The sequence below is a fragment of the Pseudomonas jessenii genome (assembly GCF_002236115.1).
Classification (GTDB): Bacteria; Pseudomonadota; Gammaproteobacteria; order Pseudomonadales; family Pseudomonadaceae; genus Aquipseudomonas; species Aquipseudomonas jessenii.
Genome location: NZ_NIWT01000008.1, coordinates 319,779 through 345,183 on the forward strand (window position 1 = coordinate 319,779; position 25,405 = coordinate 345,183).

The 25,405-nt window shown below is 61.0% G+C and carries 26 protein-coding genes and 1 pseudogene; 9 read left to right on the forward strand and 18 right to left on the reverse strand.

The features are described from left to right. Positions 1 to 97: 97 nt before the first annotated feature. From PSJE_RS26510 to PSJE_RS26520, 3 genes are all read left to right on the forward strand, one after another. Positions 98 to 1,033 (forward strand): sensor domain-containing diguanylate cyclase, encoded by a 936-nt coding sequence (locus PSJE_RS26510; protein ID WP_090457832.1) that lies wholly within the window; start codon positions 98 to 100, stop codon positions 1,031 to 1,033. Between the two features lie 285 nt (positions 1,034 to 1,318). Beyond that, positions 1,319 to 2,194, forward strand: a complete 876-nt coding sequence (dapA, locus tag PSJE_RS26515) for a 4-hydroxy-tetrahydrodipicolinate synthase (protein WP_090454729.1) — start codon at positions 1,319 to 1,321, stop codon at positions 2,192 to 2,194. A 60-nt stretch (positions 2,195 to 2,254) separates the two neighbouring features. Further along, positions 2,255 to 2,617 (forward strand): DUF2784 domain-containing protein, encoded by a 363-nt coding sequence (locus PSJE_RS26520; protein WP_090454727.1) that lies wholly within the window; start codon positions 2,255 to 2,257, stop codon positions 2,615 to 2,617. 19 nt (positions 2,618 to 2,636) lie between these two features. Here the strand turns inward: PSJE_RS26520 and PSJE_RS26525 are convergent, their stop codons facing one another. Together PSJE_RS26525 and PSJE_RS26530 are read right to left on the reverse strand one after the other, a co-directional pair. Then, positions 2,637 to 4,181, reverse strand: a complete 1,545-nt coding sequence (locus tag PSJE_RS26525) for a sensor domain-containing diguanylate cyclase (protein WP_090454725.1) — start codon at positions 4,179 to 4,181, stop codon at positions 2,637 to 2,639. 84 nt (positions 4,182 to 4,265) lie between these two features. Further along, the gene (locus PSJE_RS26530; protein WP_090454724.1) at positions 4,266 to 4,793 is read right to left on the reverse strand and encodes a DUF3087 family protein; all 528 of its coding nucleotides are present in this window, start codon (positions 4,791 to 4,793) and stop codon (positions 4,266 to 4,268) included. A gap of 233 nt (positions 4,794 to 5,026) precedes the next feature. Between PSJE_RS26530 and ppnN the strand changes: the two genes are divergently transcribed. Together ppnN and PSJE_RS26540 are read left to right on the forward strand one after the other, a co-directional pair. Beyond that, positions 5,027 to 6,400 (forward strand): nucleotide 5'-monophosphate nucleosidase PpnN, encoded by a 1,374-nt coding sequence (gene ppnN / locus PSJE_RS26535; RefSeq protein WP_057715483.1) that lies wholly within the window; start codon positions 5,027 to 5,029, stop codon positions 6,398 to 6,400. A gap of 89 nt (positions 6,401 to 6,489) precedes the next feature. Then, positions 6,490 to 6,930: an NUDIX hydrolase gene (locus tag PSJE_RS26540; protein WP_090454722.1), complete on the forward strand. Its 441-nt coding sequence runs from the start codon at positions 6,490 to 6,492 to the stop codon at positions 6,928 to 6,930. A gap of 168 nt (positions 6,931 to 7,098) precedes the next feature. On the opposite strand, the gene PSJE_RS26545 is transcribed toward PSJE_RS26540, so the two are convergent. The 15 genes and pseudogenes from PSJE_RS26545 to PSJE_RS26630 all read right to left on the reverse strand — a co-directional run bounded on the left by PSJE_RS26545 (position 7,099) and on the right by PSJE_RS26630 (position 20,185). Further along, complete coding sequence (locus PSJE_RS26545) at positions 7,099 to 7,422, reverse strand: DUF6124 family protein (RefSeq protein ID WP_090454720.1); 324 nt, start codon at positions 7,420 to 7,422, stop codon at positions 7,099 to 7,101. An 859-nt stretch (positions 7,423 to 8,281) separates the two neighbouring features. Continuing rightward, on the reverse strand, positions 8,282 to 8,821 hold the full coding sequence (locus PSJE_RS26560) for a type II secretory pathway, pseudopilin PulG (protein ID WP_090454717.1): 540 nt from the start codon (positions 8,819 to 8,821) through the stop codon (positions 8,282 to 8,284). Next, entirely contained in the window at positions 8,796 to 9,170 is a 375-nt protein-coding gene (locus PSJE_RS26565) for a type II secretion system protein (protein ID WP_090454716.1), read from the reverse strand. Before PSJE_RS26565 ends, PSJE_RS26560 begins: the two co-directional genes overlap by 26 nt. Positions 9,171 to 9,174: 4 nt before the next feature. Beyond that, positions 9,175 to 9,648 carry a type II secretion system protein gene (locus tag PSJE_RS26570; protein ID WP_090454714.1) on the reverse strand — a complete coding sequence of 158 codons (474 nt, stop codon included), beginning with the start codon at positions 9,646 to 9,648 and terminating at the stop codon, positions 9,175 to 9,177. Between the two features lie 2 nt (positions 9,649 to 9,650). After that, a complete protein-coding gene (locus PSJE_RS26575; protein WP_090454713.1) occupies positions 9,651 to 11,477 on the reverse strand; it encodes a secretin N-terminal domain-containing protein in 1,827 nt (608 codons plus the stop codon). Next, positions 11,474 to 11,992: a hypothetical protein gene (locus PSJE_RS26580; protein WP_057715490.1), complete on the reverse strand. Its 519-nt coding sequence runs from the start codon at positions 11,990 to 11,992 to the stop codon at positions 11,474 to 11,476. The genes PSJE_RS26575 and PSJE_RS26580 overlap by 4 nt, the downstream gene beginning before the upstream one ends. Then, positions 11,992 to 12,540 (reverse strand): GspMb/PilO family protein, encoded by a 549-nt coding sequence (locus PSJE_RS26585; protein WP_090454711.1) that lies wholly within the window; start codon positions 12,538 to 12,540, stop codon positions 11,992 to 11,994. Before PSJE_RS26585 ends, PSJE_RS26580 begins: the two co-directional genes overlap by 1 nt. Further along, positions 12,527 to 13,072: a PilN domain-containing protein gene (locus tag PSJE_RS26590; RefSeq protein WP_090454709.1), complete on the reverse strand. Its 546-nt coding sequence runs from the start codon at positions 13,070 to 13,072 to the stop codon at positions 12,527 to 12,529. The genes PSJE_RS26585 and PSJE_RS26590 overlap by 14 nt, the downstream gene beginning before the upstream one ends. 1 nt (position 13,073) lies before the next feature. Then, positions 13,074 to 13,877 carry a hypothetical protein gene (locus PSJE_RS26595; protein WP_057715493.1) on the reverse strand — a complete coding sequence of 268 codons (804 nt, stop codon included), beginning with the start codon at positions 13,875 to 13,877 and terminating at the stop codon, positions 13,074 to 13,076. Then, a complete protein-coding gene (locus tag PSJE_RS26600) occupies positions 13,858 to 15,564 on the reverse strand; it encodes a GspE/PulE family protein (RefSeq protein ID WP_090454707.1) in 1,707 nt (568 codons plus the stop codon). The genes PSJE_RS26595 and PSJE_RS26600 overlap by 20 nt, the downstream gene beginning before the upstream one ends. A gap of 83 nt (positions 15,565 to 15,647) precedes the next feature. After that, entirely contained in the window at positions 15,648 to 16,181 is a 534-nt protein-coding gene (locus tag PSJE_RS26605; RefSeq protein WP_057715495.1) for a response regulator, read from the reverse strand. A 364-nt stretch (positions 16,182 to 16,545) separates the two neighbouring features. After that, the gene (locus PSJE_RS26610; RefSeq protein ID WP_090454705.1) at positions 16,546 to 18,096 is read right to left on the reverse strand and encodes an ABC transporter substrate-binding protein; all 1,551 of its coding nucleotides are present in this window, start codon (positions 18,094 to 18,096) and stop codon (positions 16,546 to 16,548) included. A gap of 9 nt (positions 18,097 to 18,105) precedes the next feature. Next, positions 18,106 to 18,462 (reverse strand): annotated as a pseudogene (locus tag PSJE_RS26615) (thioredoxin domain-containing protein); the annotation flags it as partial. After that, entirely contained in the window at positions 18,450 to 19,106 is a 657-nt protein-coding gene (locus PSJE_RS26620) for an SCO family protein (protein ID WP_090454701.1), read from the reverse strand. The pseudogene PSJE_RS26615 and the gene PSJE_RS26620, both read right to left, overlap by 13 nt. 470 nt (positions 19,107 to 19,576) lie before the next feature. Beyond that, positions 19,577 to 20,185, reverse strand: coding sequence for a transglycosylase SLT domain-containing protein (locus PSJE_RS26630; RefSeq protein WP_057715500.1), 609 nt, complete (start codon positions 20,183 to 20,185; stop codon positions 19,577 to 19,579). Positions 20,186 to 20,381: 196 nt separating this feature from the next. Between PSJE_RS26630 and gspG the strand changes: the two genes are divergently transcribed. From gspG to PSJE_RS31975, 3 genes are all read left to right on the forward strand, one after another. Beyond that, complete coding sequence (gene gspG / locus PSJE_RS26635; protein ID WP_057715501.1) at positions 20,382 to 20,816, forward strand: type II secretion system major pseudopilin GspG; 435 nt, start codon at positions 20,382 to 20,384, stop codon at positions 20,814 to 20,816. Positions 20,817 to 20,830: 14 nt separating this feature from the next. Further along, the gene (locus tag PSJE_RS26640) at positions 20,831 to 22,018 is read left to right on the forward strand and encodes a type II secretion system F family protein (protein ID WP_090457830.1); all 1,188 of its coding nucleotides are present in this window, start codon (positions 20,831 to 20,833) and stop codon (positions 22,016 to 22,018) included. 172 nt (positions 22,019 to 22,190) lie between these two features. After that, on the forward strand, positions 22,191 to 22,703 hold the full coding sequence (locus PSJE_RS31975; protein WP_139212664.1) for a hypothetical protein: 513 nt from the start codon (positions 22,191 to 22,193) through the stop codon (positions 22,701 to 22,703). Positions 22,704 to 22,855: 152 nt separating this feature from the next. Here the strand turns inward: PSJE_RS31975 and PSJE_RS26650 are convergent, their stop codons facing one another. Beyond that, entirely contained in the window at positions 22,856 to 23,752 is an 897-nt protein-coding gene (locus PSJE_RS26650) for a LysR family transcriptional regulator (protein ID WP_090454697.1), read from the reverse strand. Between the two features lie 145 nt (positions 23,753 to 23,897). On the opposite strand from PSJE_RS26650, the gene PSJE_RS26655 reads away from it, so the two are divergent. After that, a complete protein-coding gene (locus PSJE_RS26655) occupies positions 23,898 to 25,325 on the forward strand; it encodes a mechanosensitive ion channel family protein (protein ID WP_057715504.1) in 1,428 nt (475 codons plus the stop codon). The last annotated feature ends 80 nt before the right edge of the window (positions 25,326 to 25,405 follow it).

Below are 25,405 nucleotides of genomic sequence, written 5' to 3' on the forward strand. Positions count from 1 at the left end.
TCACTGATACTTGGCGTGCCATTCATCGGCTGCCCGCTTGATTCGCCAAAGTGCTAGCAACATGATGGCCCTGCATTTTCATCGGGGCAGGCCCTTCATGAGTTCAGTGGAAACCGACAGCGACGTTTATAAAACCCTGCTTGAATCGACCCGGGCGATTCCCTGGCGCATCGACTGGAAAACCATGACGTTCAGCTACATCGGGCCACAGATCGAAGAACTGCTGGGCTGGAAACAGCACAGCTGGGCGTCGGTCAATGACTGGGTCGAGCGCATGCATCCGGATGACCGCGACTACGTGATGGACTTCTGCGTCTCGCAATCGCGCGCCGGTATCGATCACGAGGCCGACTATCGCGCACTCACCGAAAGCGGTGAGTACGTCTGGATCCGCGATGTGGTGCATGTGGTGCGCAAGGACGGCGAAGTCGAGGCGCTGGTAGGTTTCATGTTCGATATCAGCGAGCGCAAGAAAACCGAAGAGCACCTGATCCGCCTGCAAAAGCAGCTTGAAGAGTATTCCTTCCAGGACGGCCTGACCGGCATCGCCAACCGGCGCATGTTCGACACCGTGCTGGAGCGCGAGTGGAACAATGCCCAGCGCACCGGCTTGCCGTTGTCGGTGATCGTGCTGGATATCGACTACTTCAAGCAGTACAACGACCATTACGGCCACATCAAGGGCGACGAATGCCTGCGCCGCGTTGCGCAAACCTTGTCCCTGGCGGCGAACCGGCCACGGGATTTCATTGCGCGGATCGGCGGTGAAGAGTTTGTCTGGCTGCTGCCGGAAACCGATGCCGAGTCAGCGCGGCTGGTGGCGCACAAGTGCCTGCACCTGATTCGTCAGCAGCAGATCCCCCATGAATTCTCGAACGTGTCGAAGCTGCTGAGTATCAGCCTCGGCGTCGGCACCACCCTGGCGTCGATGCACGCGACGGCCCTGGAATTTGTCGAACAGGTCGATCATCTGCTGTACAAGGCCAAGCACAATGGCCGAATGCGCGCCGAGTACGCTGATTTTCGTGATTGACAAACGGCGCGCCGGCTTTTAAAACTGGACGCCTCACTCAGGGTGTAAGCAAGTATGTCCGCAACCTTCAATCTCGACTCTTCCGTCATTGGCTTGATTGCCAAGGCGCAAGGTTGCGTTGCGCACGCCCTCAAATCGAAGAAACAGTCGCTCATGTGACCGGGGCGCGCTGTCCCGTCAGATGAGCTGACAGGACATTGAGCGCGACGGACCACCCTCCCCTTGCTTACTCTCCTTCCATGCCCCTGACGGTGACGAAATCGGTCAACCATCAGGAGAAAGTGCATGTCAGCGTTTCAAGGTATCTGGGTTCCACTGGTCACACCATTCCACAACGGCGCCATCGATTTTGTCGGCTTGCGCCGGCTGGTCAGCCATCTGCTGGAAAAAGGTGTCGACGGTCTCATCGTTTGCGGCACCACCGGCGAACCGGCCGCGATGGGCAAGCATGAGCAACTGGCGGTGCTTGATGCGGTGCTGGAACTGGCGCCGGCGCAACAGGTGGTCATGGGCCTGGCCGGTAACAACCTGACCGAGTTGTTGCAGTTCCAGAGCGAGATCCTCAAGCGCCCGGTGGCTGGCCTGCTGGTGCCGGCACCGTATTACATCCGCCCTTCTCAGGCCGGCCTCGAAGCGTTTTTCCGCACGGTCGCCGATGCCTCCAGCGTACCGCTGATTCTCTACGACATCCCATACCGTACCGGCGTGGCCTTCGAACAGGCGACCCTGCTCAACATCGTCGCCCACGAGCGGATCGTCGCCATCAAGGATTGCGGCGGTAATTTTTCCAACACCCTCGCCTTGCTCAACAGCGGCCTTGTCGACGTGCTGTGCGGCGAAGACAACCAGATCTTCAATGCCCTGTGCCTGGGCGCCAAAGGTGCGATTGCCGCGTCGGCGCATGTCCGTCCCGAACTGTTCGTACAACTACACCGACAGATCCGCGACAACCAATTGGCCGAGGGCCGCGCCACGTTTTTCCGTTTGCTGCCGCTGATCAACAGCCTGTTCCTGGAGCCCAACCCGGCCCCGGTGAAAACCGCGCTGGCCCTGCAAGGCTTGATCGGTGACGAACTGCGCGCGCCCATGCAACGCAGCAGTGAACCGATGACCGAGCGTTTGAAGGGTGTGCTCAGCACATTGGGCCGCGACAATCGATAGAGCACCGGCCCGCGGCCCGAGTAACATGGAGCGATTCGTTCAGCCTTCAGGGGCACCGACATGCTGTACCGAATCGCCGCCGACGGGCTGATGCTGTTTCACTTGCTGTTCATCGTATTTGTGTTGTTCGGCGGGTTGCTGGTGCTCAAATGGCGCCACCTGATCTGGTGGCACCCGCCGGCCGCGCTGTGGGGTATGGCGGTGGAGTTCTTCCACCTGCCCTGCCCGCTGACCGACTGGGAAAACCGCATGCGCCATGAAGCCGGGCAAACCGGCTATGGCGGAGGATTCATCGAGCACTACATTTGGCCGGTGATTTACCCGGCGGGGCTGACGCCCGGCATTCAGTTGGGATTGGGCGCCGTGGTGTTGCTGATCAACGTGCTGATCTATCTTCGGTTGATCAAGCGATGGGCTGCCTGATCTTCAACCAGCCCGACGTTCAGTTGGCAATCACGCTCATGTTCCGCCCACTGGCCTTGGCCACGTACAGCGCCTTGTCTGCCGCACCAATCAGGTCTTCGGGGCGGACCTGGGACGCGGCATTGCTGGCACAGACGCCGACACTGACGGTCACGATGCCTTCCGGGCTGTCACTGTGGGCAATGTCGGCCTGCAGTACCGCACGGCGGATTTTCTCCGCCACCAGAAATGCCCCCACGTAGTCGCTGCCGGGCAGCACCACGGCAAACTCTTCGCCACCATAGCGGGCGGCCAGGTCACCGGGACGCTTGATGCTGTTCGTGATGATCGCACTGACCTTGCGCAAACACTCGTCACCGGCCAGGTGGCCGTAGCAGTCGTTGAACGGTTTGAAATGGTCGACATCAATCATCAACAGCGCCAATTCGGACTGGCTGCGTCGGGCACGCCCCATTTCGGCATCGATGAAAGCGTCGAGCTGACGGCGGTTGGCCAGTCCCGTCAGCGCGTCCTTGAGGGCCAGGCCTTCGAGGTTGCGATTGACCTCCAGGAGCTTGTCCTGGGTGTCCAGCAACTCGACCTGCACCAGATTCTGCTGCCTCATCAGCTTGATAAGCCGAAACCCCAGTACCCCGAGAAAACTCAGCAACAGCGCGACGATACCGGCGCTGAGCAGCGTCTCCTTGCGCCAGCTGCCGAGCACTTCATCCTTGTTCACCGCGGTAAAAACGATCAGCGGATAACCCTCGACCCGGCGATAGCCCGTCACCCGCTCGACACCGTCAACGATCGACCTGAGCGTGGCCGTACCCGCGTCGCCCTTGGGCAACAACTCGTTGAACAACGGGCTCTTGGCGAGGCTGGAACCGATCTCCGCTTCCTTGAAGGGCCTGCGAATGACAATGCGGGCATTGTCGCCGATCAGGTTGATCACGCCGTTACTGCCCATGTCGATGCTGTCGTAGAGCTGCAGGAAATGGCTGAGGTAAATCGTCGCCACCGCCACCCCGGCAAAGCTGCCGTCGGGATGATTGAACCGGCGCGAAACCGTCATGATCCATTCACCGCTCGAACGGCTCTTGATCGACGGCCCGATGTGCGGCCCACGGCTGGGGTTATCGCGATGGAAGGTAAAGTATTCGCGGTCGGAATTGTTGACGCCGGTTTGGCCGGCGCCGTTGGAATTGGCGATCCATTGCCCTTTTTCGTCGAAAACGAACACGCCATGGAGCTGACTCAACTCACTGCGCTGGGCATTGAGCAATGCCGGCAGCCGGGATTGATCCACACCCTCGTGCTCCAGCCGATCGACCAGGGTGAACAACAGTGTGTCGGCCTGCTTGATCGTTGCCTGCGCTTGCGATGCCAAGGTCTGCGCAAGGTTGGACATCGTCACTTCCTTGTCATGCAGGTAGTACTGGCGCGAGCTCCAGGCTTCCCAGATCACGATAGCCACCATCGACAGGCACACTGCGAGCAGCAGGATCACCGCCGAGCGAACCTTGAGCCGGGGCACCGCTGGCCGGAGCATTTCAATATGATCGTTGATCGATGGATGTACCATGCTGCTCCCTGATTGTCTGTGACAGGGCGATTCTTCCTGATCGCCTCTTTTGCTGACTATGCCTGATACAGGCTCGCAATGATGTTAGCGCGACGCCTGCTTTACCGCCTCCAGCCACGCCGGATCCAGCCGCGTCTGTTCGGTGTCGATGCCCAGCGCTTGCATTCGTTCCTTGTGCTGATCCATTTCGCGGAGAAACTGGCCGTGGTCGCTGGAGTTGCCATCGAGTTGATGCATCTGGTTCAACCCCAAATGGTAGAAACGCAACAGCTTCATCGCAACCGGATCGCCCTTTTCCACGGCCGTCGTTACATGATGCATGACATTGGTAACGCTCATCAGGCTGCGCTTGAGTTGCCAACTGTAGACCGCCGGCGCCATCCATTCCTGGCGCCAGAACACCTTGCGCATCAACGCTGCCATCGCCAGCACCGCAACGAACACGCCACCGGCATTGAAGCGCAGATTGTCGCCTCCCGGCGTGCCGAACAGAGCCACCGCCGCCGTGGACAGCACCATCGCCAGCGCCAGAAAGATCAGGGCAATGATGATCGTGCTGCGCCGTGTCTGTTGCCGGTAGGTCTGGGCGTTCATCGGCTGGATTTCGAACATTGCGTCGGGTTTCCTGAGCTTCAATGGTAAAAAGGGGTTTGAGGCAAAAAGACTGCGGGCCATTATCGCCTCTGCGCGGGATTTAGCTATGCTGGGGCCCCTTTTCATCTTTTCATCGTCAAGCGGGGACATGGCGAGACTGCGCAGTTCGTGCCATCTTCTTTCATGAGTACACATTATTCGGATGCCATTCGTTGTTGTTGTGTGAATGACATCGTTTTAAGGATCATTGAATGACCCAACGCCAAGTTATCAACGCCTCCGTCAGTCCCAAAGGCAGCCTGGAAACACTCTCGCAACGGGAAGTCCAGCAACTGAGCGAAGCCGGTTCCGGCAGCACCTACACCCTCTTCCGCCAGTGCGCCCTGGCCATCCTCAACACCGGCGCCCATGTCGACAACGCCAAGACCATCCTTGAAGCCTACAAGGATTTTGAAATCCGCATTCACCAGCAGGACCGTGGCGTGCGCCTGGAACTTCTGAACGCCCCGGCCGACGCCTTCGTCGACGGTGAAATGATCGCCAGCACCCGGGAAATGCTGTTCAGCGCCCTGCGTGACATCGTCTACACCGAAAACGAACTCGACAGCCAACGCATCGACCTGAGCAGCTCCCAGGGCATCAGCGATTACGTCTTCCACCTGCTGCGCAACGCCCGCACCCTGCGCCCTGGCGTCGAGCCGAAGATCGTGGTGTGTTGGGGCGGGCACTCGATCAACACCGAAGAATACAAATACACCAAGAAAGTCGGCCACGAACTGGGCCTGCGCAGCCTGGACATCTGCACCGGTTGCGGCCCCGGCGTGATGAAAGGCCCGATGAAAGGCGCCACCATCGCCCACGCCAAGCAACGCATCCACGGCGGCCGCTACCTGGGCCTGACCGAACCCGGAATCATCGCCGCCGAGGCGCCGAACCCGATCGTCAACGAACTGGTGATCCTGCCGGACATCGAAAAACGCCTGGAAGCCTTCGTCCGCGTCGGCCACGGCATCATCATCTTCCCGGGCGGCGCCGGTACGGCCGAAGAGTTCCTGTACCTGCTGGGCATCCTGATGCACCCGGGCAATGAAGGCCTGCCCTTCCCGGTCATCCTCACCGGGCCGAAACACGCCGCACCGTACCTGGAACAACTGGACGCATTCGTCGGTGCGACCCTGGGCGAAACCGCCAAGCAGCACTACCAGATCATCATCGATGACCCGGCCGAAGTGGCGCGGCAGATGACCCAGGGTCTCAAGGCGGTCAAGCAGTTCCGCCGCGAGCGCAACGACGCGTTCCACTTCAACTGGCTGCTGAAAATCGACGAAGGCTTCCAGCGCCCGTTCGACCCGACCCACGAAAACATGGCCAACCTGAAACTGAGCCTCGACCTGCCGTCCCACGAACTGGCAGCGAACCTGCGCCGCGCGTTCTCCGGCATCGTCGCCGGCAACGTCAAGGACAAGGGCATCCGCCTGATCGAAGAACACGGGCCGTACCAGATCCGTGGCGACGCGGCGATCATGCAACCGCTGGACCTGCTGCTCAAAGCCTTCGTCGCCCAGCACCGGATGAAACTGCCGGGCGGCGCGGCGTATGTGCCGTGTTACCGGGTGGTGGCATAACCCTTTCGGTGTAATAACGCCGACATGAGCTTTACCGTCGCGAGCCGCAGTGAAAGCTGCGGTTCGCGGCACTCTATGGAAAGAAAAAAATGCGCCAACGTAATTCCGCCAGACTGCTGGTGATCAATCCCTCGCAACAGGTTCTGCTGTTTCACTTCCAACACAAAAACGATGCCCTCGCTGGCCAAAGCCACTGGGCGACACCCGGTGGGGGGCTTGAGCAGGGTGAATCCTTTGAGGTTGCGGCGGTTCGTGAACTGTTTGAAGAGACGGGTTTACGCATCGACACGGTGGGTCCGAGCGTTGCAGAACGCAGTTTTCCGATGATGCTGCCAAGCGGCGAAACGGTGTTGTCCGTTGAGCGCTATTTCGTGGTTCGTACCGACAGTGAACACCTGTCCCGTGAGGGATGGACGGCTAACGAAGTCCGGGTAATGGCTGACCATAAATGGTGGTCGGTGGCAGAGCTGCAAGAGACCCGAGAAACGGTGTGGCCGGAGCAGTTGATCACGATGCTGGAAAACGCCTGAAGCGTGCAAGCGAACACAACCCCTGTGGCGAGGGGGCTTGCCCCCGTTCGGCTGCGCAGCAGTCGCAAATTCATCCAGCGCGGTCGGCCTGAAAAGCCGCATTGCCTGATTTTGAGGCCGCTGCGCAGCCCAACGGGGGCAAGCCCCCTCGCCACAAAGGTTCTGTGTTTAGTCCAATGGGGCAACATTATCCAGAGCGCGGTTGACCGCCAGGTCCGCCAGCATGATCACCTGCTGGATACCCAACAGCATGCTGCGTTGCGGGCCGTCCAGAAACGTGGCGAAATCGCTGGCCATGACACTCGCCGAGGCCAGCGATTCACAGGCGTGGGCCAATAAACTTTCAGTGTCGATATCGGGTGCGATGATGAACATTGTGCTGGGGTTGTGGGGTGCGTTGTTTTTTAGAATGGCGGGTTTGAGATGCAAACCGGATGCACGTTGAGTGGTATCGGTTTCTGATTCGGGGGGATTGGGTGTGGGTTTGAACATGGTGGAGCTCCTGTAGAAATTGGAGCCACCAAGACCTGTCGCTAAACAAGTAAGGGTGGCGACTGTACGAAGGTTAGCGAACCGGTTACAGGCAAACCCGGTAGACCCAAAGGTCTCCGACGCACAGCCGCCATAATCAAATTGCAGGCATAGCAACGCATGCAATCAAGACTGGAGTGCTGGTGTCCCTGTAACTGTTCGGATCGCTAAATCCGGACGCTGAATTTGCAGCGACACGGAAACGATAAAGACCAGGCACAAGGCGCACAAGCCGGCAGATTCTGGCGTAGATGTAGGCAACGACGCAAGGCGGTGTAGCCTCACTCCTGGTCCTACAGCCGCCTCTGACATCCACAAATTCCTGTGGTGTGAGCCAAAGGATTATCGTTGGTTGTAAGACCGCCATCGCGAGCAAGCTCGCTCCCACAGAAGAGCAGAGCAAAAGCAGGGCCCCGTACCCCCACGCTCTTCACCACTCATCAGGCCGAGCGTTAGCTCGCCTGCAGCTTTTGATCTTGATCCACCCGCCCCCTCGGAAGGCTGAGTGGAGGTGTTTATCCGGGGATTGGCGCGCAGCGCCGTTCGACGCAGTCGAACTCATTGCATGTAGGTCGAAGCGAAGCCGACCGGAGGGCAATGCCCCCGGATGAATACCGCAGCGAAGGAACGCCGAGCCTCAGCGAGGGGCCGTACGTAAGGGGCGAGACTTTTTGGTTCCTTTTGTGTCGTTTGACAAAAGGGACTCGCCGTAAGGGCGAAACCATAAGCAGCCGTTACCGCAGCAATGGATATGTACACGGTCAACAAAAAGACAGGTCGGCTGTCAGGCCGCCTTCGCAAGCAATCCCGCTCCTGCGATTCAAGGCTGCAATGCCTGGGGCCCGGTGGACTGTTCTTTCGGCGGCCCGTCGGTACCTTCGAAGGAGACTTTCTCGGCCACAAACTGCCAATCCTTGTAGCTGGCCATGCCTTTGAAGTCCGCCCACTGGCTGGGAAAATTCTCTTGCTTGAGCGGCTTCTGCTCGGACGGGCAGTACACGCCGCTGATCCGCCCGTCAAAATCACGCATCAGCTCCCATTCGCCCCCTGTCATCGGCTCCGGGTACAACTGCCGCAGATGATGCCTGGCCGACGGAAAACGCTCGTCCTGCAACAGGTCCTTGAGTTCTTTCGGATACTGGGCCATACCGGGCGAACTGCGGTAATAGCTGCGCAGCGCCTGGGCATATTGCGTACCGACCCAGAGCAACTGGTTTTCGCGATCGCGGCGCGCAGCGGTGGCCCACAACTCGCCGGCACTGGCCAGGCCCATGCCCAGCACGACGACCAGAAACAACACGCCCAGGTAGGTGAAGCCGTCCTGGTTCGAAGGTTTACCACTCGGAATACAGGCTGCCATCACGCGCCCTCCCGCTGGCCCCACTCTTGATATCAGCCACCCCGCCCGCCACGCCATCCGGTGGCGCGACAATGACCCAGGTGTCCTTGCGCTCGGCAATCGGGTCCAGCGGCTGGTTGCGCAGGTAGCGCAGTTCGACCAGCTGTTCGATGGAATCGGGATAACGCCCGGTGTCTCCATAGTAATGATCCAGCGCCTCGCGCATGGACGACAGGCTCTGATGCAAGGTGGTCTCTTTGGAAGCTTCCAGGCTGCTGAAGTAGCGTGGCAAGGCGATCGTCATCAGGGTCGCGATGATTGCCATGACCACCATCAGTTCAATCAGGGTAAAGCCCTTTTGCCGACTCATATGCTCACCACTCTCGGTAGGCGATGCCATTGAGGCCCTTGCCGCGGGCCTTGGAGTAAACGTCAAAGACGTCCTGGCCCTCGCGCGGGTTCTCAGCCGAACTGTCATAGGAACGCAGGCCCCAGCCGCCCTCGTCGTCACGCTTGACGGCTGCCAGCGGGTCACGGGGGATACGCCGCAGGAAGTAGAACTTGGCGCCCTTTGCGCTGCGCGTGTCACGCACACCCTCGACCAGTACTTGCAGGTTCGGCGGGTAGCCGCTGCTGTCGAGCGACTTCTCGATGTAGCCCGCGTCGAAGGCTTGTTTGTAAGCGTCGATGGCATCGCGGATCTGGTACAGCGCGGTTCGCAGGTCCTGCTCTTTGCCCCGACGCACCACGGTCTCGGTCAGCGGTGCGGCCATGCCGGCCAGCAGGCCGACCAGGGCGAGCGTCACCACGACTTCGACCAGGGTAAAACCGCGTTGCGAGGCGTTCATGATCAAGGCTTCCCGACGGTAACGGTAGTGGCGATCGGGGCGGTCATGGGGTTGACCTGAACCGTGGTGCTCATCGAACGGTCCGGTGCCTGGATGTGCATGCTGGTTTCGGTACCGGTCGGGAATTCCATGTCCGACGGACTCTGGTACGGCAGATTGCGCACGATCCGCGGGGTGATCGACAGCACCAGTTCGGATTTGATGACGTCGTCCCTGTTGCTGCCGAATAGGCGACCCAGGCCGGGAATGTCGCCAAGGCCGGGAATCTTGTTGCCGGTGGCGCCGTGGTCGTCGCGCACCAGACCGGCGAGGATCTGGGTTTCGCCGTCATGCAGACGCAAGGTGGTCTGGGCGTTGCGGGTATCGACCTGGACCGGAATGGTGCCCTGAGCGGTCGGTGTCAGCGGCGTGGCGTTACTGACTTCCAGCGCGATCTTGATCGCCACTTCGTTGTTCAGGTGCACGATGGGCTGCACTTCGAGCTTCAGACCGACGTCGAGGTAGGTCACGCTTTCGGTGATCACCGGGCCCTGGGTCGAAGGCACCGAGGTGGCGCTGATGATCGGCACGCGCTGACCGATGTGGATGCGCGCCTGCTCGCGGTTGCTGACCCGAATCACGGGGCTGGCCAGGGTATTGATGTCCTTGTCCTGGGCATTGATCTTGGCCTGGGGCGATGGCGAGATCGTGATGCGGCCGGAGTTGATGCCCTTGAGCTGATCGAGAAGGGTCACCGCCGATCCGTCGCTGTTGACCACGCCGAAGGTGTTGGGCCATTGCAGGCCAAGGTCGAGAATGCGCTGGCGGGCGACTTCCATCACTTCCACTTCCAGCACCACTTCCGGGTTGGACTGATCCTGCGATTGCAGGAGTTTTTCCGCCATGCGCACAGCGTCACCGGTATCGCGCATGGTCAGGGTGTTGAGGCGCTCATCGACGAACACGTCGCGGGTCTTGAGCATGGTCTTGATCATGTTCAACGCCGTGTTGGCATCGATGCTGGTCAGGTAGAAGGTGCGCATCACCAACTCCTGGTAATCCTTGAGTTTCTGCGGCGAGTCCGGGTAGATCAGCACGGTGTTTTCATTGACCACTTTCTGATGCAGCTGGTTCTGTTGCAGCAGCAGATCCACGGCGTCTTCGATACGCACGTCACGTACGAAGATCGTGGCTTTCATGTCCGGGCGCAGGTCCTTGTCGAAGATGAAGTTCAGGCCGGCGACCTGAGACAGCACTTCGAAAATGGTCTTGAGGTTGGCATCGCGAAACTCCAGGGTCACCGGCCGGTCAAGGCGCGTGCGCAGTTGTGGGTACTGCACCACGTTGCGGCTCTGCACCAGGCGGATGCTGCCTTGCAGTTCCAGGGCGCCTTCGTTCTTCGGGTCCAGTTCGAGAATCTGTCTGACCTGGCGGTCGGCACCATAGATGTCACCGCGACGCAGGTCGCCACGGGCCAGTTCGAGTTTCTCATCCATGCTGCGCAGGTAGTCGAGCTGGCGCAGGGAATCCTGGGCACGACGGTTGTTCGGTTCGATGTTCAAGACCCGGCTGTAAGTCATGCGGGCCCCGGCGAAATTACGCTGGGTGCGGTCCATGTCGGCCTGGGTCAGCAGCGCCGTCACGGCGCGGGCCCGTCCGCTGTTGAGAGCCATGTGCAGTTCGGTATCGCGAGGGTTTTCCCGCAATCCCTCTTCGATGCGCGCCAGACCGGCTTCATATTGGCCCGATTCGATCAGGGCCGAAGCTTCATCCCTGGCAACCTGCGCCGAACTGCATGCGGCCAGCCCCGCGCAGAGACAAAGGCTCATCAGCAAACGGGATTTGTTCATTCCGTACTCCCCACAGACAAGGTCTGCGCCAAATGCAGAGGCAGGTAGACCAGGCTCAGTTCCTTATCGGAAATCCGCTCGATCCGCCAGGTTTCGTCGATGACATCCCCTTTGCGCACGACGTATATTTTTTCGCCGCTCTGCAAAAACACCTGCAGATCGGAACGGTCATCCAGCCTGCCGACAAACTGGAAGGGCAACGGTGGTGCAGTGGGGACTTGCACCACAGGAGTAACGACTACCGGTTGTTCAGTGACGGTGCCAAGGGCCGGCGCCGCTATCCAGCTACGGGCGGCGAACAGGTCTCCTGCCGGGCTCAGGTCCTTGATCGGCGCCAGCGCAGCGGCGCTCGATGCAGCCGTCGATGCGCCAGGGGTCTTGCCCTTGGCTGGCGTAGCCACGGTGGCCACCGCAAGGTCGCTGTCGCCGGCCTGATTGAAGTATTCGGGGAGCCAGGCGAGCGCTGCCGCTACACCGAAGAACGCCACCCAACCCGACACTCGTTTGGTATTCATCATGACCTCGACAGGTAAAGGGTCATGCGGATCCGCCCGGTCAGGTCGGTATCGGCGATGTTCTTGCGCTGTAGCTCCACATCCTCGAGCACCACCGCCGGCAACTGGCCGAGCAAGGCGTGCAGGAAACGCCTCAGTTGCGGATAGCTGCCACGTACCGGCAGCAGAATCTGATAACGGGCCAGGTGGGTCTTGGGGTCCACGCCCAGGGAGTACTCACCCCGGGACAAGGTGATGCGTTCCTGGGCGGCCAGGGCGTAGATCTTGTCGATGGCCACGGTGGCCTGGGGCTGGGACGGCAACTTGCTGCGAAAATCGTCGAGCTGGCGCTGCGGCACCACCGGCGCGGCCACGCTGCCGTCTTCGACCTTGGCCAGGTACTCGGTGGCTTCGCGAGTTTGCTGGCTGAGACTTTGCAGCGACTCCCAGTTCGGCAGCAACCCCACCAGGCCATAGCTCAGCGCCAGCACCAGCATGGCCATCCCTGCCAGCCCCGGAACGCCCAGGCCTTGCAGGTATTCGTGGACGATCAATTTATGGATTTGCATCGCCGATCTCCCAGGTAGCCGACAGGTTGAACTGCACCGGGTGTTCCGGCACGTTGGCGACAATTTCGTGGCTCAGCAGCGATACGTCGGACAGCTCGTCGCTGGCTTCGAGACGGCGGTGGAAATCGAGCATGGCGTCCAGGTCCAGCGCCTCGGCGCTGATCCGCACCTGACCCTTGCGGGCGTCCGGGGTCAGGGTCAGCAGGGCAATGTTGTCCCGTGGCATGGCTTCGAGGGTGGCGAACAGGCGTTCCCAAGGGCGGCGCAACTGCTGGGAGACCTTGCGCATTTCCGCCAGGTTATGCGCCTGCTCGCGAATTTGCGCCGGGGTCAGGCTGAGCTTGCCGCCGGTATCGCCGGTGAGCACTCGCTGTGTGATTTGCAGATGACCTTGCTGTTGTTCGGCCTCGTGGCTCAGGTGCTGCTGCACCAGCAGGCAGGTCAGTGTCAGCACCACGCCACCGGCCAGCAGGCTCCAGCCCAAAGGGCCTGCACGGCGGCGCGGCTGAAAGTCGAGCATCAGGGGGCGCATGTCAGGCCACCGCCCGAGACATGAGGTACAGGCAATCGCGTACGGCTGTCCGGTCTTCTTCGAGGGTGCGCAGATGCACACCAGGCACGTCAGGAGGCGAATCGATGCGCGCCGGTGCATGCAGGTAGACATTCAACGGCCGTTCACTGCTCGAAGCCTGCAACTGGTGTTCACGACCGATCAACGCGGTCAGCGCCGCATCGCTGTCGCTGCTGCCCACCGATCGCACCGAGGTCCAGCGCCCTTCCCTGGCCAGCAGCAACACGCTGCGCACCGGTTCGGCGACCACGAACAGGAAATCCCCGGCCTCAAAGCTTTTATCGAAATGGTTGAACGCCGTCATCAGGTACGGCTGCACCGAACGCAAGCGCAAACCGCGAGCCCTGACCAGGGCGCGCAGGCGTTCGAGCAAGTCCTGTGGCAGCGCGGTGGCGATGCGGTCGTAACCGGCGGGTTCGGCCGACAGCACCAGGCTCCAGGGTTGTGTCGGGGCACCGTAGAGGTCTTCGAAACACAGTTGGGCGAAGCCGAGCAATTCGGCCGGGCTACTGATCTGCTCACTCCAGGGCACCAGGCAATAGCGACTGAAGTGCCCGGAGATCACCACCGTCAGTTCCGCCCTGGCAACGGTGTGTTCGGCCAACAAACGGTCGAGGGTATCGAGGGCCACCGTCCAGGCCTGGAAGCCTTCGTCAATGTAGCCGACGCTGCCCAGCCAGTGGGTTGCAGCGCCTTGCCGCTGCCCCAGGCCAACACCGCTTGCGCCGAGCACGGCGACAAATTGCTCACGAGATAAAAGTGACACGATTGATCTCCTCGAGAGTCGTCCGGCCTTGTTCCACCATCTCCAGCGCCGACTCGCGCAACAGGCGCAAGCCACGTTTACAGGCGTGCGCCTTGATTTTCGAAATGGGTTGGCGCTCGACGATCATTTGCCGCAATTCGTCGTCCAGGTGCAGCAACTCGGCAATTGCGCTACGCCCGCGATAACCGGTGCCCCGACAATGCCCGCAGCCCTTGCCGTGGACGAACCGGTAGTGAGCGACCTTTTGCGGATCAAGCCCCGAGACCTCCAGCTCTTCTTGCGTCGGGCTGTAGGGGCTGCTGCAACTGGTGCAGACCAGGCGGATCAAACGCTGGGCCAGTACGGCATTGAGTGCCGAGACCAGGCTGTAGGGATCGATTTCCATCTGGGTGAAACGGCCGATGACGTCGAACACGTTGTTGGCGTGAATGGTGGTGAACACCAGGTGACCGGTGAGCGCCGATTGCACGGCGATCTGTGCGGTGTCCGGGTCGCGGATTTCACCGACCATGATCTTGTCCGGGTCATGGCGCAGGATCGAGCGCAGGCCCCGGGCGAAGGTCAGGCCTTTCTTCTCGTTGACGGGGATCTGCAGCACGCCCGGCAGTTGATATTCCACCGGGTCCTCAATAGTGATGATCTTGTCCACGCCGTGGTTGATCTCGGTGATCATCGCGTACAGGGTGGTGGTTTTGCCGCTACCGGTCGGCCCGGTCACCAGCACCATGCCGTAGGGTTCGGCGGCCAGCCGGCGCAACTGGCGCAGGGTTTCTTCTTCAAAGCCCAGGGCCTGCAACTGCACGCCACAGACCTTGTCCGCCAGGTCCTGTTTATCGAGTACCCGCAGCACCGCGTCTTCGCCGAAAATGCTCGGCATGATCGACACTCGGAAGTCGATCTGCCGGCCGCTGATACCGATCTTGAAGCGGCCATCCTGGGGCACGCGTTTTTCGCCGATGTCCAGTTCGGCCATGACCTTGACCCGGGAAATCACTTGCTCGGCGAACTCGCTGCCCTGGATTTTGCTGATGTTGTTGAGCACGCCGTCGATCCGGTACTTGATCACCAGGCCGCTGCCGGTGGTGCCGAGGTGGATGTCGCTGGCGTGCATTTTCAGCGCGTCGTACAGGGTCGAGTTGACCAGTTTGACCACGACGCTGGAATCTTCGCTGATGCTGGTCAGGGACAGGCTTTGCAGGTTATCGATTTCGGCCCCGGCGTCGCTCTGGGCGTTGAGCGACTCCACCGCATGGAAGCTTTCTTCGTGACGCGCCAGATAGGCCTTCAGGTCATCGGCATGCACCAGGTACAGCGGCGCGCCTTGCAGGCACTCATCGATCCAGGCCAGGCGCGCACTGTCGAAGGGGTCGGCGAACACACCGATGACCGCATCGTTGTGACGCAACAGGGTGAATTCGCGCTTGAGGCATTGGGCCAGGGTCACCCGGTCGAACACCGGCGTGGAATTGAACAGGCTGTCGGTGTCGAGCACCGGGTAGTGCAGGGTTACGCCGAGGCATTGAATGAAAGGCATGGGAGCCAGTGCGCACAGCCGCCCCAGGGCGTCCAGCATCCGCTCGCCGGAACTGGTGGCCAGGGCTCGGGCCTGGGCCAGTTGCTCACTGGTGAAACGAGTCGGTGAACATTCCGGTTGCGCCGGTTCTACGGCAAAGGATAGACGGTCCATGGCTTGCTCTCCTACGCCCGGGGCTTTGGGCCCTGTCGGCGCGGCGAGCCATTCGGCGGAGGCCGGAACGTCTTGTCGCGCCACTACTCCCCGGTGAGCAACTGTTCGTCGTCTGGCGCCTTGGAGGCCGATGTATTTTTTCGGCGATCTGCCAGCACCCAGCTACCGTCGTACAACTGCAGCGGGAAACTCTCGGTCCTGCTCTGGCGTCGTTCGACAAAGCCTTCGGAAGTGCTCACCCCCACTTTGGGTTCGCGTTGCCTGCCCAGAAGATCAAGCACGGCACGGGCCAATTCCGCCAATGGAAACGGTTTGAACAGGATATGGCTGACGCCCAGTTGCCGGGCCCGCTCGCAAACCTCTGCGGTTGGATGCCCTGTGATCAGCACGAAATGACACTTCCTGTTCTGGCGGACGGCATCGAGCACCTGAAAGCCTTCCATATCGGGCAAGCGGTAATCGAACACCATCACATCGGGCGCGAAATCATCGGCTTCAGCGATTCCTTTCGCACCGTCGTGGGCAATCCGGACTTCCAGTGCTTGCGCCTGCAGGTAACCCTGGAGGTTCTCCGCCAGCAACTGTTCGTCATCAACAACCAGTACTTTATTCAACAAGGTGGACTCCTTGAAACCGCAGGTCCGGATTTTGAACCTGACGGAGTGCGCGTCCTGACAGGACTAACGCACACTTCATGCCAGGCTGGGCACCGGTAATTTGAGGACTTCATGTCCTTGAATTTAAAAAACAATGCCTTTTCGTAGCGCAGTTCCATCCCCCAAAAACGGGGAAAGCGACGTGATTGGCACTGGACTTTTCCCCCCACTGTTGGGGAAACCCCCTATTGATCGGCAATCCGTTCGATTCGATTGCGCGAGCGCAATGGCGCCGACGCCCTCATCCCGGTTAAGCGTAGCCCTGCGGTTTCGCCAGTGGAAGCGTCTGCACCGGGCGGTATCGAGTTTCATGATCGGCCTCCAGTCAGGGCGTGGCAGCAATGGGTTTATAGGGCGCGACAAGATAGAAACGCTGGTCCGGCAGATCCACCGTGACGATATGGGCACCGCTCAAGCCCAGGCGCCGGCCCGGACCAAAACTGATCAGCGGTGTCAGCCCGGTATCGAAGTCACGCAAGCCTTCCAGGGCCCTGACCAGCTTCTCGCGACTGGCATTGCGCCCGGCCTGCTTCATGCCTTCGCTGAGCAGCATCATCGAACTGAACGCGCCCACTTGCAGCACCGCATGCTGGCCACCGAGGCCCTGGTGTTCGCGCAACTGGGTCAAGGCCAGGCGCCCGGCCTGGGTCCAGTCGCTTGGCACGAACGGATAGGCCAGGAATACCCGTCGGGAAAATCCGCTGGGCACCTGCATCAGATTGCCCGCCACCTGGTTCGAGGCGGCGAACAGGTAAGGCACCTGCCCCGCCGTTTGCAAGCGCTCGGCCAGACGACTGAAGCCGCTGCTGCTGCCCAGGTAAAACACCGAACGCGACCCCAAGGGAAAATCATCCCCGGCCGGGTCATAGGCTTGCAGGCGCACCTTTTGCCAGGCGTGCCCCTGCAAGTACTTGCTGAGTTCCTGCGCCGCCAGCCGTTGGCCGGGTTCGTCCGGATAGGCGATCAGCGTCGGCCCCTGAAGCACCCGCAGGCTCGCACTGGCGTAGTTGGCCAGGGCGATCAATTGGTCGCGAAGGCCCGGCAGTGGCTCGAATATCTGCGGGCTGGTGTGGAGCGTGCCCTGCAAGGACAGCGGCCCGATCAGGGGAATGCCGGCCTGTTCCAGACGCATGGCGAAGTTCAGGTCCAATGCCGGCGCCATCGGTGCGATCAGGGCAAACACCTGCTCTTCATTGATCAACCGGTCCAGCGCCTTTTCGGCACTGGCGCGGTCGGCGCCGGGGTCGAGGATGGTCAGGCGCAACTGCCGGCCATGAATTCCTCCCGCCTCGTTGATGCGCGCCACGCAGCCATTGAGCACCGCCGCCACCGTGATGCCCTCTTCGCCCAAGGGGCCGGAACCCGGCAACAACGTACCCAGGTGCAGACTGTCGGGGGCCAGTCCCGGAACGCGGTCTTCGGCCAGGTGTTTGAGGTACGCCGTGAGGTTGCGTTGATCGATCATCGACAACACGAACCGTGGCATCGTCGGATCGAGCCGATTGTTGCCCGGGTCGCGCCCCTCCTGCACCGCCCGCGCCAGGGTGATTTCGCTGTAGGCCGGATAACTGCGGCCGTTGATGTGCTGCTGGCCTTGACTGCTGGCCAGTCGAGACCAGCGCAGGTCCGGCGGTCGCACCTCGCCTTCCGGGCGCCCGAGGCCATCCTCGCCATGACAATTGGCGCACGGCACGCGGGTGGCCGGCAGCAGCACGCCCGCTGCGCCGACCCGGACCATGATCGGTTCGCCGCTGGCCGACACGCCTTCGTGGTACAACCGTTTACCGGCACTTTCGCTGAGACTCAGCGGCAGCGCCTGGGCGGTGAGCGCGATGCTGCCGAAGAGCAGCAGGCCAAGGACGAGGGCAGTATTCATGGCCGTGGCTCAGCGACGGGCCACGGGCATTGTCAGCAACTGCAAGCGCTGGGCAATGGCGGCGGGACGGATTTTGTTCCAGCGCTTGTTCGCCGCGTCACCGACGATCAACCGTGTGGAGTGCTGCAAGGGGGTCGGCACGATCTGGTCGATGCGCCCCCATACAAGGTCCATTTGCACCTTGTCTTCGGTAAGAAAAAACCAGTGGGGCCCATCGATGCCCTGTTTCAAGGTGCAAGCCTTGAGTACCGCTGGCGTGTTGCGCAGCGGATCACTGGTAAGGGAGATAAAGGTGCTGCCGTTCTGGTCCTGCACGGGTATGTCGGGGAAGCAGGTTTTCCTGTCGAAGGCGCTCATGGCTGGTGCTCCATGGCGATGGCGGTGTGCTTGGCGTGGGCGTTGCGTTCGCCTCTGAGCCTCTCGACGGCCCGGGCCAGCTCCGCCGGTTCGGTGAGACCGTAGTAGCGGGTCCAGTAGCGGTTGTTGCCGTCCCCCACCAGAATCAGTGGCGAGTGGTTCTCGAAGTTACCGCGGTAGACACCCAGGCCCTTGAGGGTGGCATCGACCGCCTGCGGCGAACCGGTCAGCCAGCTCCAGCCCGGCCCTTTCTGGAAGGTGCGGGCGTAGTCGTTCAGGCGTTGGGGATCATCACGCTGCGGGTCGATGCTGATGGACACCAATTGCACCTCGGTGCCGACCCGCGCGCCCAAATGTTTCTGTACCCTGCCCATGATCGAGGACATCACCGGGCAGACCGTGGTGCAACGGGTGTAAATGAAACCCATGACCACGATTTTGTTGCTGACCAGGTCTTTTTCCAGGTTGACGACCTTGCCGTTCTGGTCCAGCAAGGCCACGTCGGCAAATCTGATCCGGGCGTTCTCCGGGCTGGCGGTGCTGGCCGCCGTGTCGTGCCCGGTGTGCTCGTCCGCCGAGTGAGCCAGCGCCTGGTCGATACCGAAGGCCAACAGGCAAAACGTCAGCAGGCCGCAATGCGCGAATCGGTCCATGTCGGTTTCCTCGTTAGTGGGTATCACCGGGACTGACCCGAAATCCCGGCACGACGCCGGACAAGGGTTGGTCCTGTTTTCAGCAACATTCCTCTTTACCGATCTGTACCTGTCTTACCCGCCCCGTTGTGGGGGCGAGCTTGCTCGCGATAGCGGACTGACAGTCGACATCGTTGGCGACTGGAAAGCAGTCATCGCGAGCAAGCTCGCTCCCACTGGGGGGGTAAGCAAATCAATCAAGGACCAAGCGTGGGATATGCCGATCATGGACTCGGGCCTCGCTGCGGGTTATCGGGGGAACACTTCGATAAATCGTCCGGAGCAATCCGCATGCCACAAAAAAATACGTTATTAATCAGCTTGTTATGATCACGACTTGATAGGCCGGGGGATATTCCCCACCCAATCCCCCCCCTTTTTCGCCGGGGCCACTATTCCCCACTATTGGGGAAATTTCCCCGGGTGTTCGATCACAGCGGCGCATCCGCGGGCAACCCCTGCAAACGCCGATACTGCTTCAGCACACTGGGCACATAACGCTGGGTTTCGGCGAACGGCGGGACCACGTTGCCCCGGCTGAGCACCGCTTGCGGGCCGGCGTTATAGGCCGCCACGGCGAGGCGGATATCGTTGTCGAACATCGTCATCAGGCGCTTGAGATAGCGGGCGCCACCCTGGATGTTGGCCTTGGGGTCGTAGACATTGGTCACCCCCATTTCGCGGGCGGTGGCAGGCATCAATTGCATCAGCCCGCGAGCGCCCTTGGGTGAGGTGGCGCGGGCGTTGTAGCTCGATTCGGTCTTGATCACTGCGTGCAGCAGCGCCGCCGGCAGTTCGTTGGCCGTGGCCGCCGCCGCCACCAGCTCGGCATAGGGTTGCGCGGCGATCATCTGCGGTTGCTGATCGAGGCTGACCACCGGCGCATCGGGCTCACGAATCACCCGTTCATAGTGGCGTCCGGGGCGGTGGACATTGGACAGGACGTAGCCGCCATTGGCGTCCACGGAAACAAACACATCGGCCTGTGCGGCGCTGGCCAACACAAGGAAACCCAGCAATCCGGCGGTGAGTGTCTTCATTGTTATACCTCCCCTTTCCGGCCCCGAAAATTGGGGGTATTGCCCCAATGGCCAGTCGTGCACCAGCCATACGCAAGCACTGTGCCGTAAGCGAGAAGGCCCGTAGCAAGGGGGGCGCGCAAGGGTCAGCAACCGTGAGCATGGCAATTGCATGCAACTACATGGCAACTCTGCTGCCGACTGTTACGAGGTCATCATGAATCAGCGACTGTGTTATGCCCGGCGAACCCAAAGCGGGTTCACCTTGCTCGAACTGTTGGTGGTGCTGGTGGTACTGGGGCTGTTGGCCGGCATCGTGGCGCCGAAGTATTTCGCCCAACTGGGCCGCTCCGAAGTGAAAGTGGCCAAGGCGCAGATAGAAGGCTTGAGCAAGGCACTGGACCTTTACCGTCTGGAAGTTGGCCATTACCCGTCCACCGAACAGGGTTTGCAGGCGCTGGTCACCGCCCCCGCCGACGAACCGCGCTGGACCGGCCCGTACCTGCAGAAAAAACTCCCGCAAGACCCCTGGGGGCGCAACTACGCCTATCGCTATCCCGGTGAAAACAGCGAGTACGACCTGTTGTCCATGGGCAAGGACGGGCAGCCCGGTGGCGAAGGCGAGAACGCCGAAGTCACCAACTGGAACTGACGGGAATGGCGACCATGCGCTTTCATCTCAAGGCCGTCGGCAAGGCCGGTGTGGTCTCGATGACCGTCGAGGCACCGGGGCACAGCGAAGCCAGGCGCATCGCCGAAGACCAGGGCCTGCGGGTGGTCAGCCTGCACGCCGAGCGCCATTGGCGCGCATTGCGCCTGCACAAGCGCGAGACGTTCAACCTGGTGTTGTTCAGCCAGGAACTGACCACCTTGCTCAACGCCGGCCTGCCGTTGATCGATGCCCTGGAAAGCCTGGCGGAAAAGGAAAACGCGCCACAGGCCCGCAAGACCTTGAACGAGTTGGTCCGCCTGCTTTACGAGGGCAAATCGTTTTCCCAGGCCCTGAGCCAGCTGTCAGCCGTGTTCCCCCCGCTGTACGTGGCGCTGGTGCAGTCCAGTGAAAAGACCGGTGCCGTGGGCGATGCCCTGGGCCGCTATGTCAGCTATCGCCAGCGCATGGACGAGGTTCGCCAGAAAATCATCAGCGCTTCGATCTACCCCTTGCTGTTGCTGGTGGTGGGCGGTGGCGTGGTTTTGTTTTTGATGGGGTATGTCGTGCCGCGCTTCAGCCTGGTGTTTGAAGGACTGGGGTCGAACCTGCCCTGGATGTCGCAGATCCTGATGAGCAGCGGCATGTTCCTGCACGCCCACCAGGGTGAATTCTTCGGTGGCTTGCTGGCCATCATCGTCGCCCTCACCCTGCTCCAGCGCCAGCCGGCCTTTCGTCGGGGGCTGGACCGCCTGATCGAAAAACTCCCTGCGGTGCACCAGCGCATCTTCATGTATGAACTGGCGCGCTTCTACCGTTCACTGGGGATTCTGCTGCAAGGCGGCATTCCCCTGGTCACCGCCATGGGCATGGTCCGTGGCCTGCTCACCGTCGCCTCCCGCACGCGCCTGGACCAGGCCTGCGACCGGGTGCGCGAGGGGCAATCACTTTCTGCCGCGCTGGAACTCAATCACCTGGTGACCCCCGTGTCCCTGCGCCTGCTGCGAGCCGGCGAACAGTCCGGCAACCTCGGGCAGATGATGGAGCGCAGCGCCGACTTCTACGACGAAGAAATCAGCCGCTGGATCGAATGGTTCGTGCGGCTGTTCGAACCCTTGCTCATGACCTTCATCGGTCTGTTGATCGGGGTGATCGTGATCCTGATGTACATCCCGATTTTCGAGCTGGCCTCGAGCATTCACTGACTCTTTGAAGCTGACCCTTCAGACGCGGGTCCGGCTGAACGCTGCACTCTTTTTCAATGTTCCCGCCGAATAAATCGGTGCGCTGAACTGTTCATCAAGTTCCCACGGGGAAAAATCAGCACATTGCACTGTTCATGAAGGTTCCAATCTGAATTAAAGGACGGAGAACGACATGCTCATCAATAAGCTTTTACTGGCAGTAGCTATTGGCGCGGTTCTGTCGGCGTCTACCGTATTGATTCCGGACAGTCTGTCTGGAGTTTCCAGCGCTCAGGCCAAGGATGGGGGTAGTGGCGGTGGCGGTGGCGGTGGCGGAAGTGGTGGTGGCGGCAGTCACGGTGGCGGCGGCGGCGGCAGTGGAAGCGGCGGCGGCGGCAGTCATGGTGGAAGCGGCAGTGGTGGTAACAGCGGCAGCAGCCACAGTGGCGACCATGGCAGCAACAGTGGCCATGGCAGTGCCAACAGCGGTTCGAGCCACTCCGGATCGGTCTCGTCCTCAGGACGCAGCGGCACCCATGATGAACCCGGGGACGACCATGGCGTTCATGCCAATGGCGAGCCCGGCGATGACCGTGGCGTCCATGCCAATGGCGAGCCTGGGGATGACCGTGGCGTCCATGCCAATGGCGAGCCCGGTGATGACCGTGGCGTCCATGCCGAGCCCGGTGATGACAAAAGGAGCTGATTCCCACTGATTCCCACACAACACAAAACCCTGTGGGAGCGAGCCTGCTCGCGAAGGTTGAGTGTCAGACGACTTCAATGTTGGATGACACGACGCCATCGCGAGCAAGCTCGCTCCCACAGTGGCCGATGTGAGTCAGGCAATCCGCCGCTCTACAACCCACCCTCAGACTGATCCAGTTCCTCGCGCAAGAACTCAACCAGCGCCTGCACCGGCCGCGAACTCTGCCGGTGTTGCGGATAGACCGCCGACAACGTCAGCGGCTCCGGCCGAAAATCCTCCAGCACTTCCACCAGCCGTCCAGCCTTCAACGCCGAGCCGACAATGAACGTTGGCAAATACGTGATCCCCAGCCCGGCAATCGCCGCGTCCTTGAGCAATTCACCGTTGTTGACCCGCATCCGCCCGCTGACATTGACGCTCAATGGCTTGCCCTGCCCTGTAAACCGCCATTGAACCTGTCGACCATGGCCGTACGGCAGGCAGTCGTGACCGTGCAAATCTTCAGGCTTGAGCGGTGTGCCGCGTTCGGTCAGGTACGCCGGGCTTGCGCAGTACACCCGCTCAATGGAGGCAATGCGTCGGGCGATCAGTGTCGAGTCTTCCAGTGTGCCGATGCGCAGCGCCAGGTCGTAGCCCTCACCGAGCAAATCCACGGGACGATCGCTCAAATCCATCTCCACCGTCACGTCGCGATAGCGCTGCAAAAACACCGGCAACAGGCAGCCCAGATGCGCCAGCGCGAACGACAGCGGCGCACTCACACGAATGGTCCCCCGTGGCTCGGTGGTCTGGCCGGCGATGCCCTGCTCCACTTGTTCGACTTCGCTGAGCAGACGCAAGGCTGACTCGTAATAGCTCTGCCCCAGCGGCGTGACATCCAGGCGCCGGGTCGAACGATTGAGCAAGCGCACGCCCAGGCGCTCTTCGAGTTGCATCAAGCGGCGGCTGACAAACTGCTTGGACAGCCCCAGTTGATCGGCGGCCGCCGTGAAGCTGCCGGAGTCCATGACCTGGCAAAAAATACGCATATCTTCGAAGGGGTTCATTGTCACTTCCCGGTTGACAGTCAAACACTTTATAGCCGCTTGTTCCCTTTCAGGCACACCATTAATCTTCGTTCACCGCACTGAAATCACCTTCCCCGAAGGATCTGCGATCTGTTTGCCGCAAGCATTTAAATGGAGTTTCCCCATGTCCTTGCTCCTTGAGCATTTGCTTTCCCTGAGTGCACTGCTGTTGGTAATCGACGCCCTGCTGTGGCACCTCGCGCCGTTCAAGCATCGCGTCAGCCGGGTCGGTGTGCGCCTGGCGCTGTTTGTGCTGTTCAGCGCGGTGCTCATCAACGCCGGCGTCAGCCCGTTGCAGGCGCCGTTGTTTGCCGATGATCGCGTGGCACAACTGGGGGCCACGGCCCTGGGGATTCTCTGGTGGCTGTACGTCGCGCGGGTGCTGACCGAAGTGATCGGCCTGGCCCTGATGCGGCGCATCGGCCATAGCGGCCGGCTGTTGCAGGATGTCATCGGTGCACTGGTGTTCCTGATTGCCGTGGTGGCCGCCGCCGGCTACGTGCTGGAGCTGCCGGTGAAAGGTTTGCTGGCGACCTCCGGCGTCGTCGCCATCGTGGTGGGTCTGGCATTGCAGAGCACCTTGAGCGACGTGTTCTCCGGCATCGTGCTCAATACCACCAAGCCGTATCAGGTCGATGACCGGGTTTCCATCGACGGTATTGAAGGCAAGGTGCTGGACATCGACTGGCGCGCCACCCACCTGCTGACCAGCGCCGGCAGCACCGCTGTAGTGCCGAATTCGGTGGCGGCCAAGGCAAAGATCGTCAATCTCAGCCGCCCGTTCAATATGCACGGCGTGTCGATCAGCATTCAGGTGCCCAACCACATCCGCCCGCGTCGGGTACTCGATGCCCTGGACCGCACCCTTCAGGGCAGTAGCAGTCTGCTGCTCGATCCGGCGCCGAAAGCCGTGCTCAAGGAGGCCGGTGAAACCATGTCCGAATACGTGGCCAGCGGCTTCATCGCCGAATTGGGCAAAAAGGGTGAAGTGCGCAATCAACTGTTCGACCTGGCCCATCGGCACCTCGAAGCGGCAGGCATTTCCCGGCAACCCGATGGCGTGATCGAGCCGTCGACCCGCGCACGGGCCTTGCTCGATGAAGTGAAAATATTCCGCTCCCTGAGCGCCGAGGAACGGGATCACCTGGCCCAGAACATGGTGGCGCAGCAATACGCGGCCGGTGAGGTGGTGCTGGATCTGGATGAAGTACCGGACAGCCTGTTCGTCATCGCCACCGGCGTGGTCAGCGCCACCGTCCCCAACGGCAGCACGCAGATCGAAGCCGGGCGCATGGGGCCGAGTGAAGTCATGGGCGAACAAAGCATCCTCGCCGACACGCCGTCCCAGGCACGGTTCACCGCCATGACCTCAAGCATCATCTACCGCCTCGACAAATCACTGACCCGCAACTGCATGGCGCAACGACGGGAAGTCGACCGGGCGTTGAACAAGCTGCAGGCGGTGCGCCAGCAGAACAGCCGGATGGCGTTGATGGCCAAACCGGTAGCGGTCAGGAAAGGTGGGTTTTTGAGTTGGTTGCAGAGTCGCTGATCAAGTGATCACACAAAAAATCTGTGGGAGCGAGCTTGCTCGCGATAGCTTTCTGTCAGTCAACATGTGTGTCGACTGAT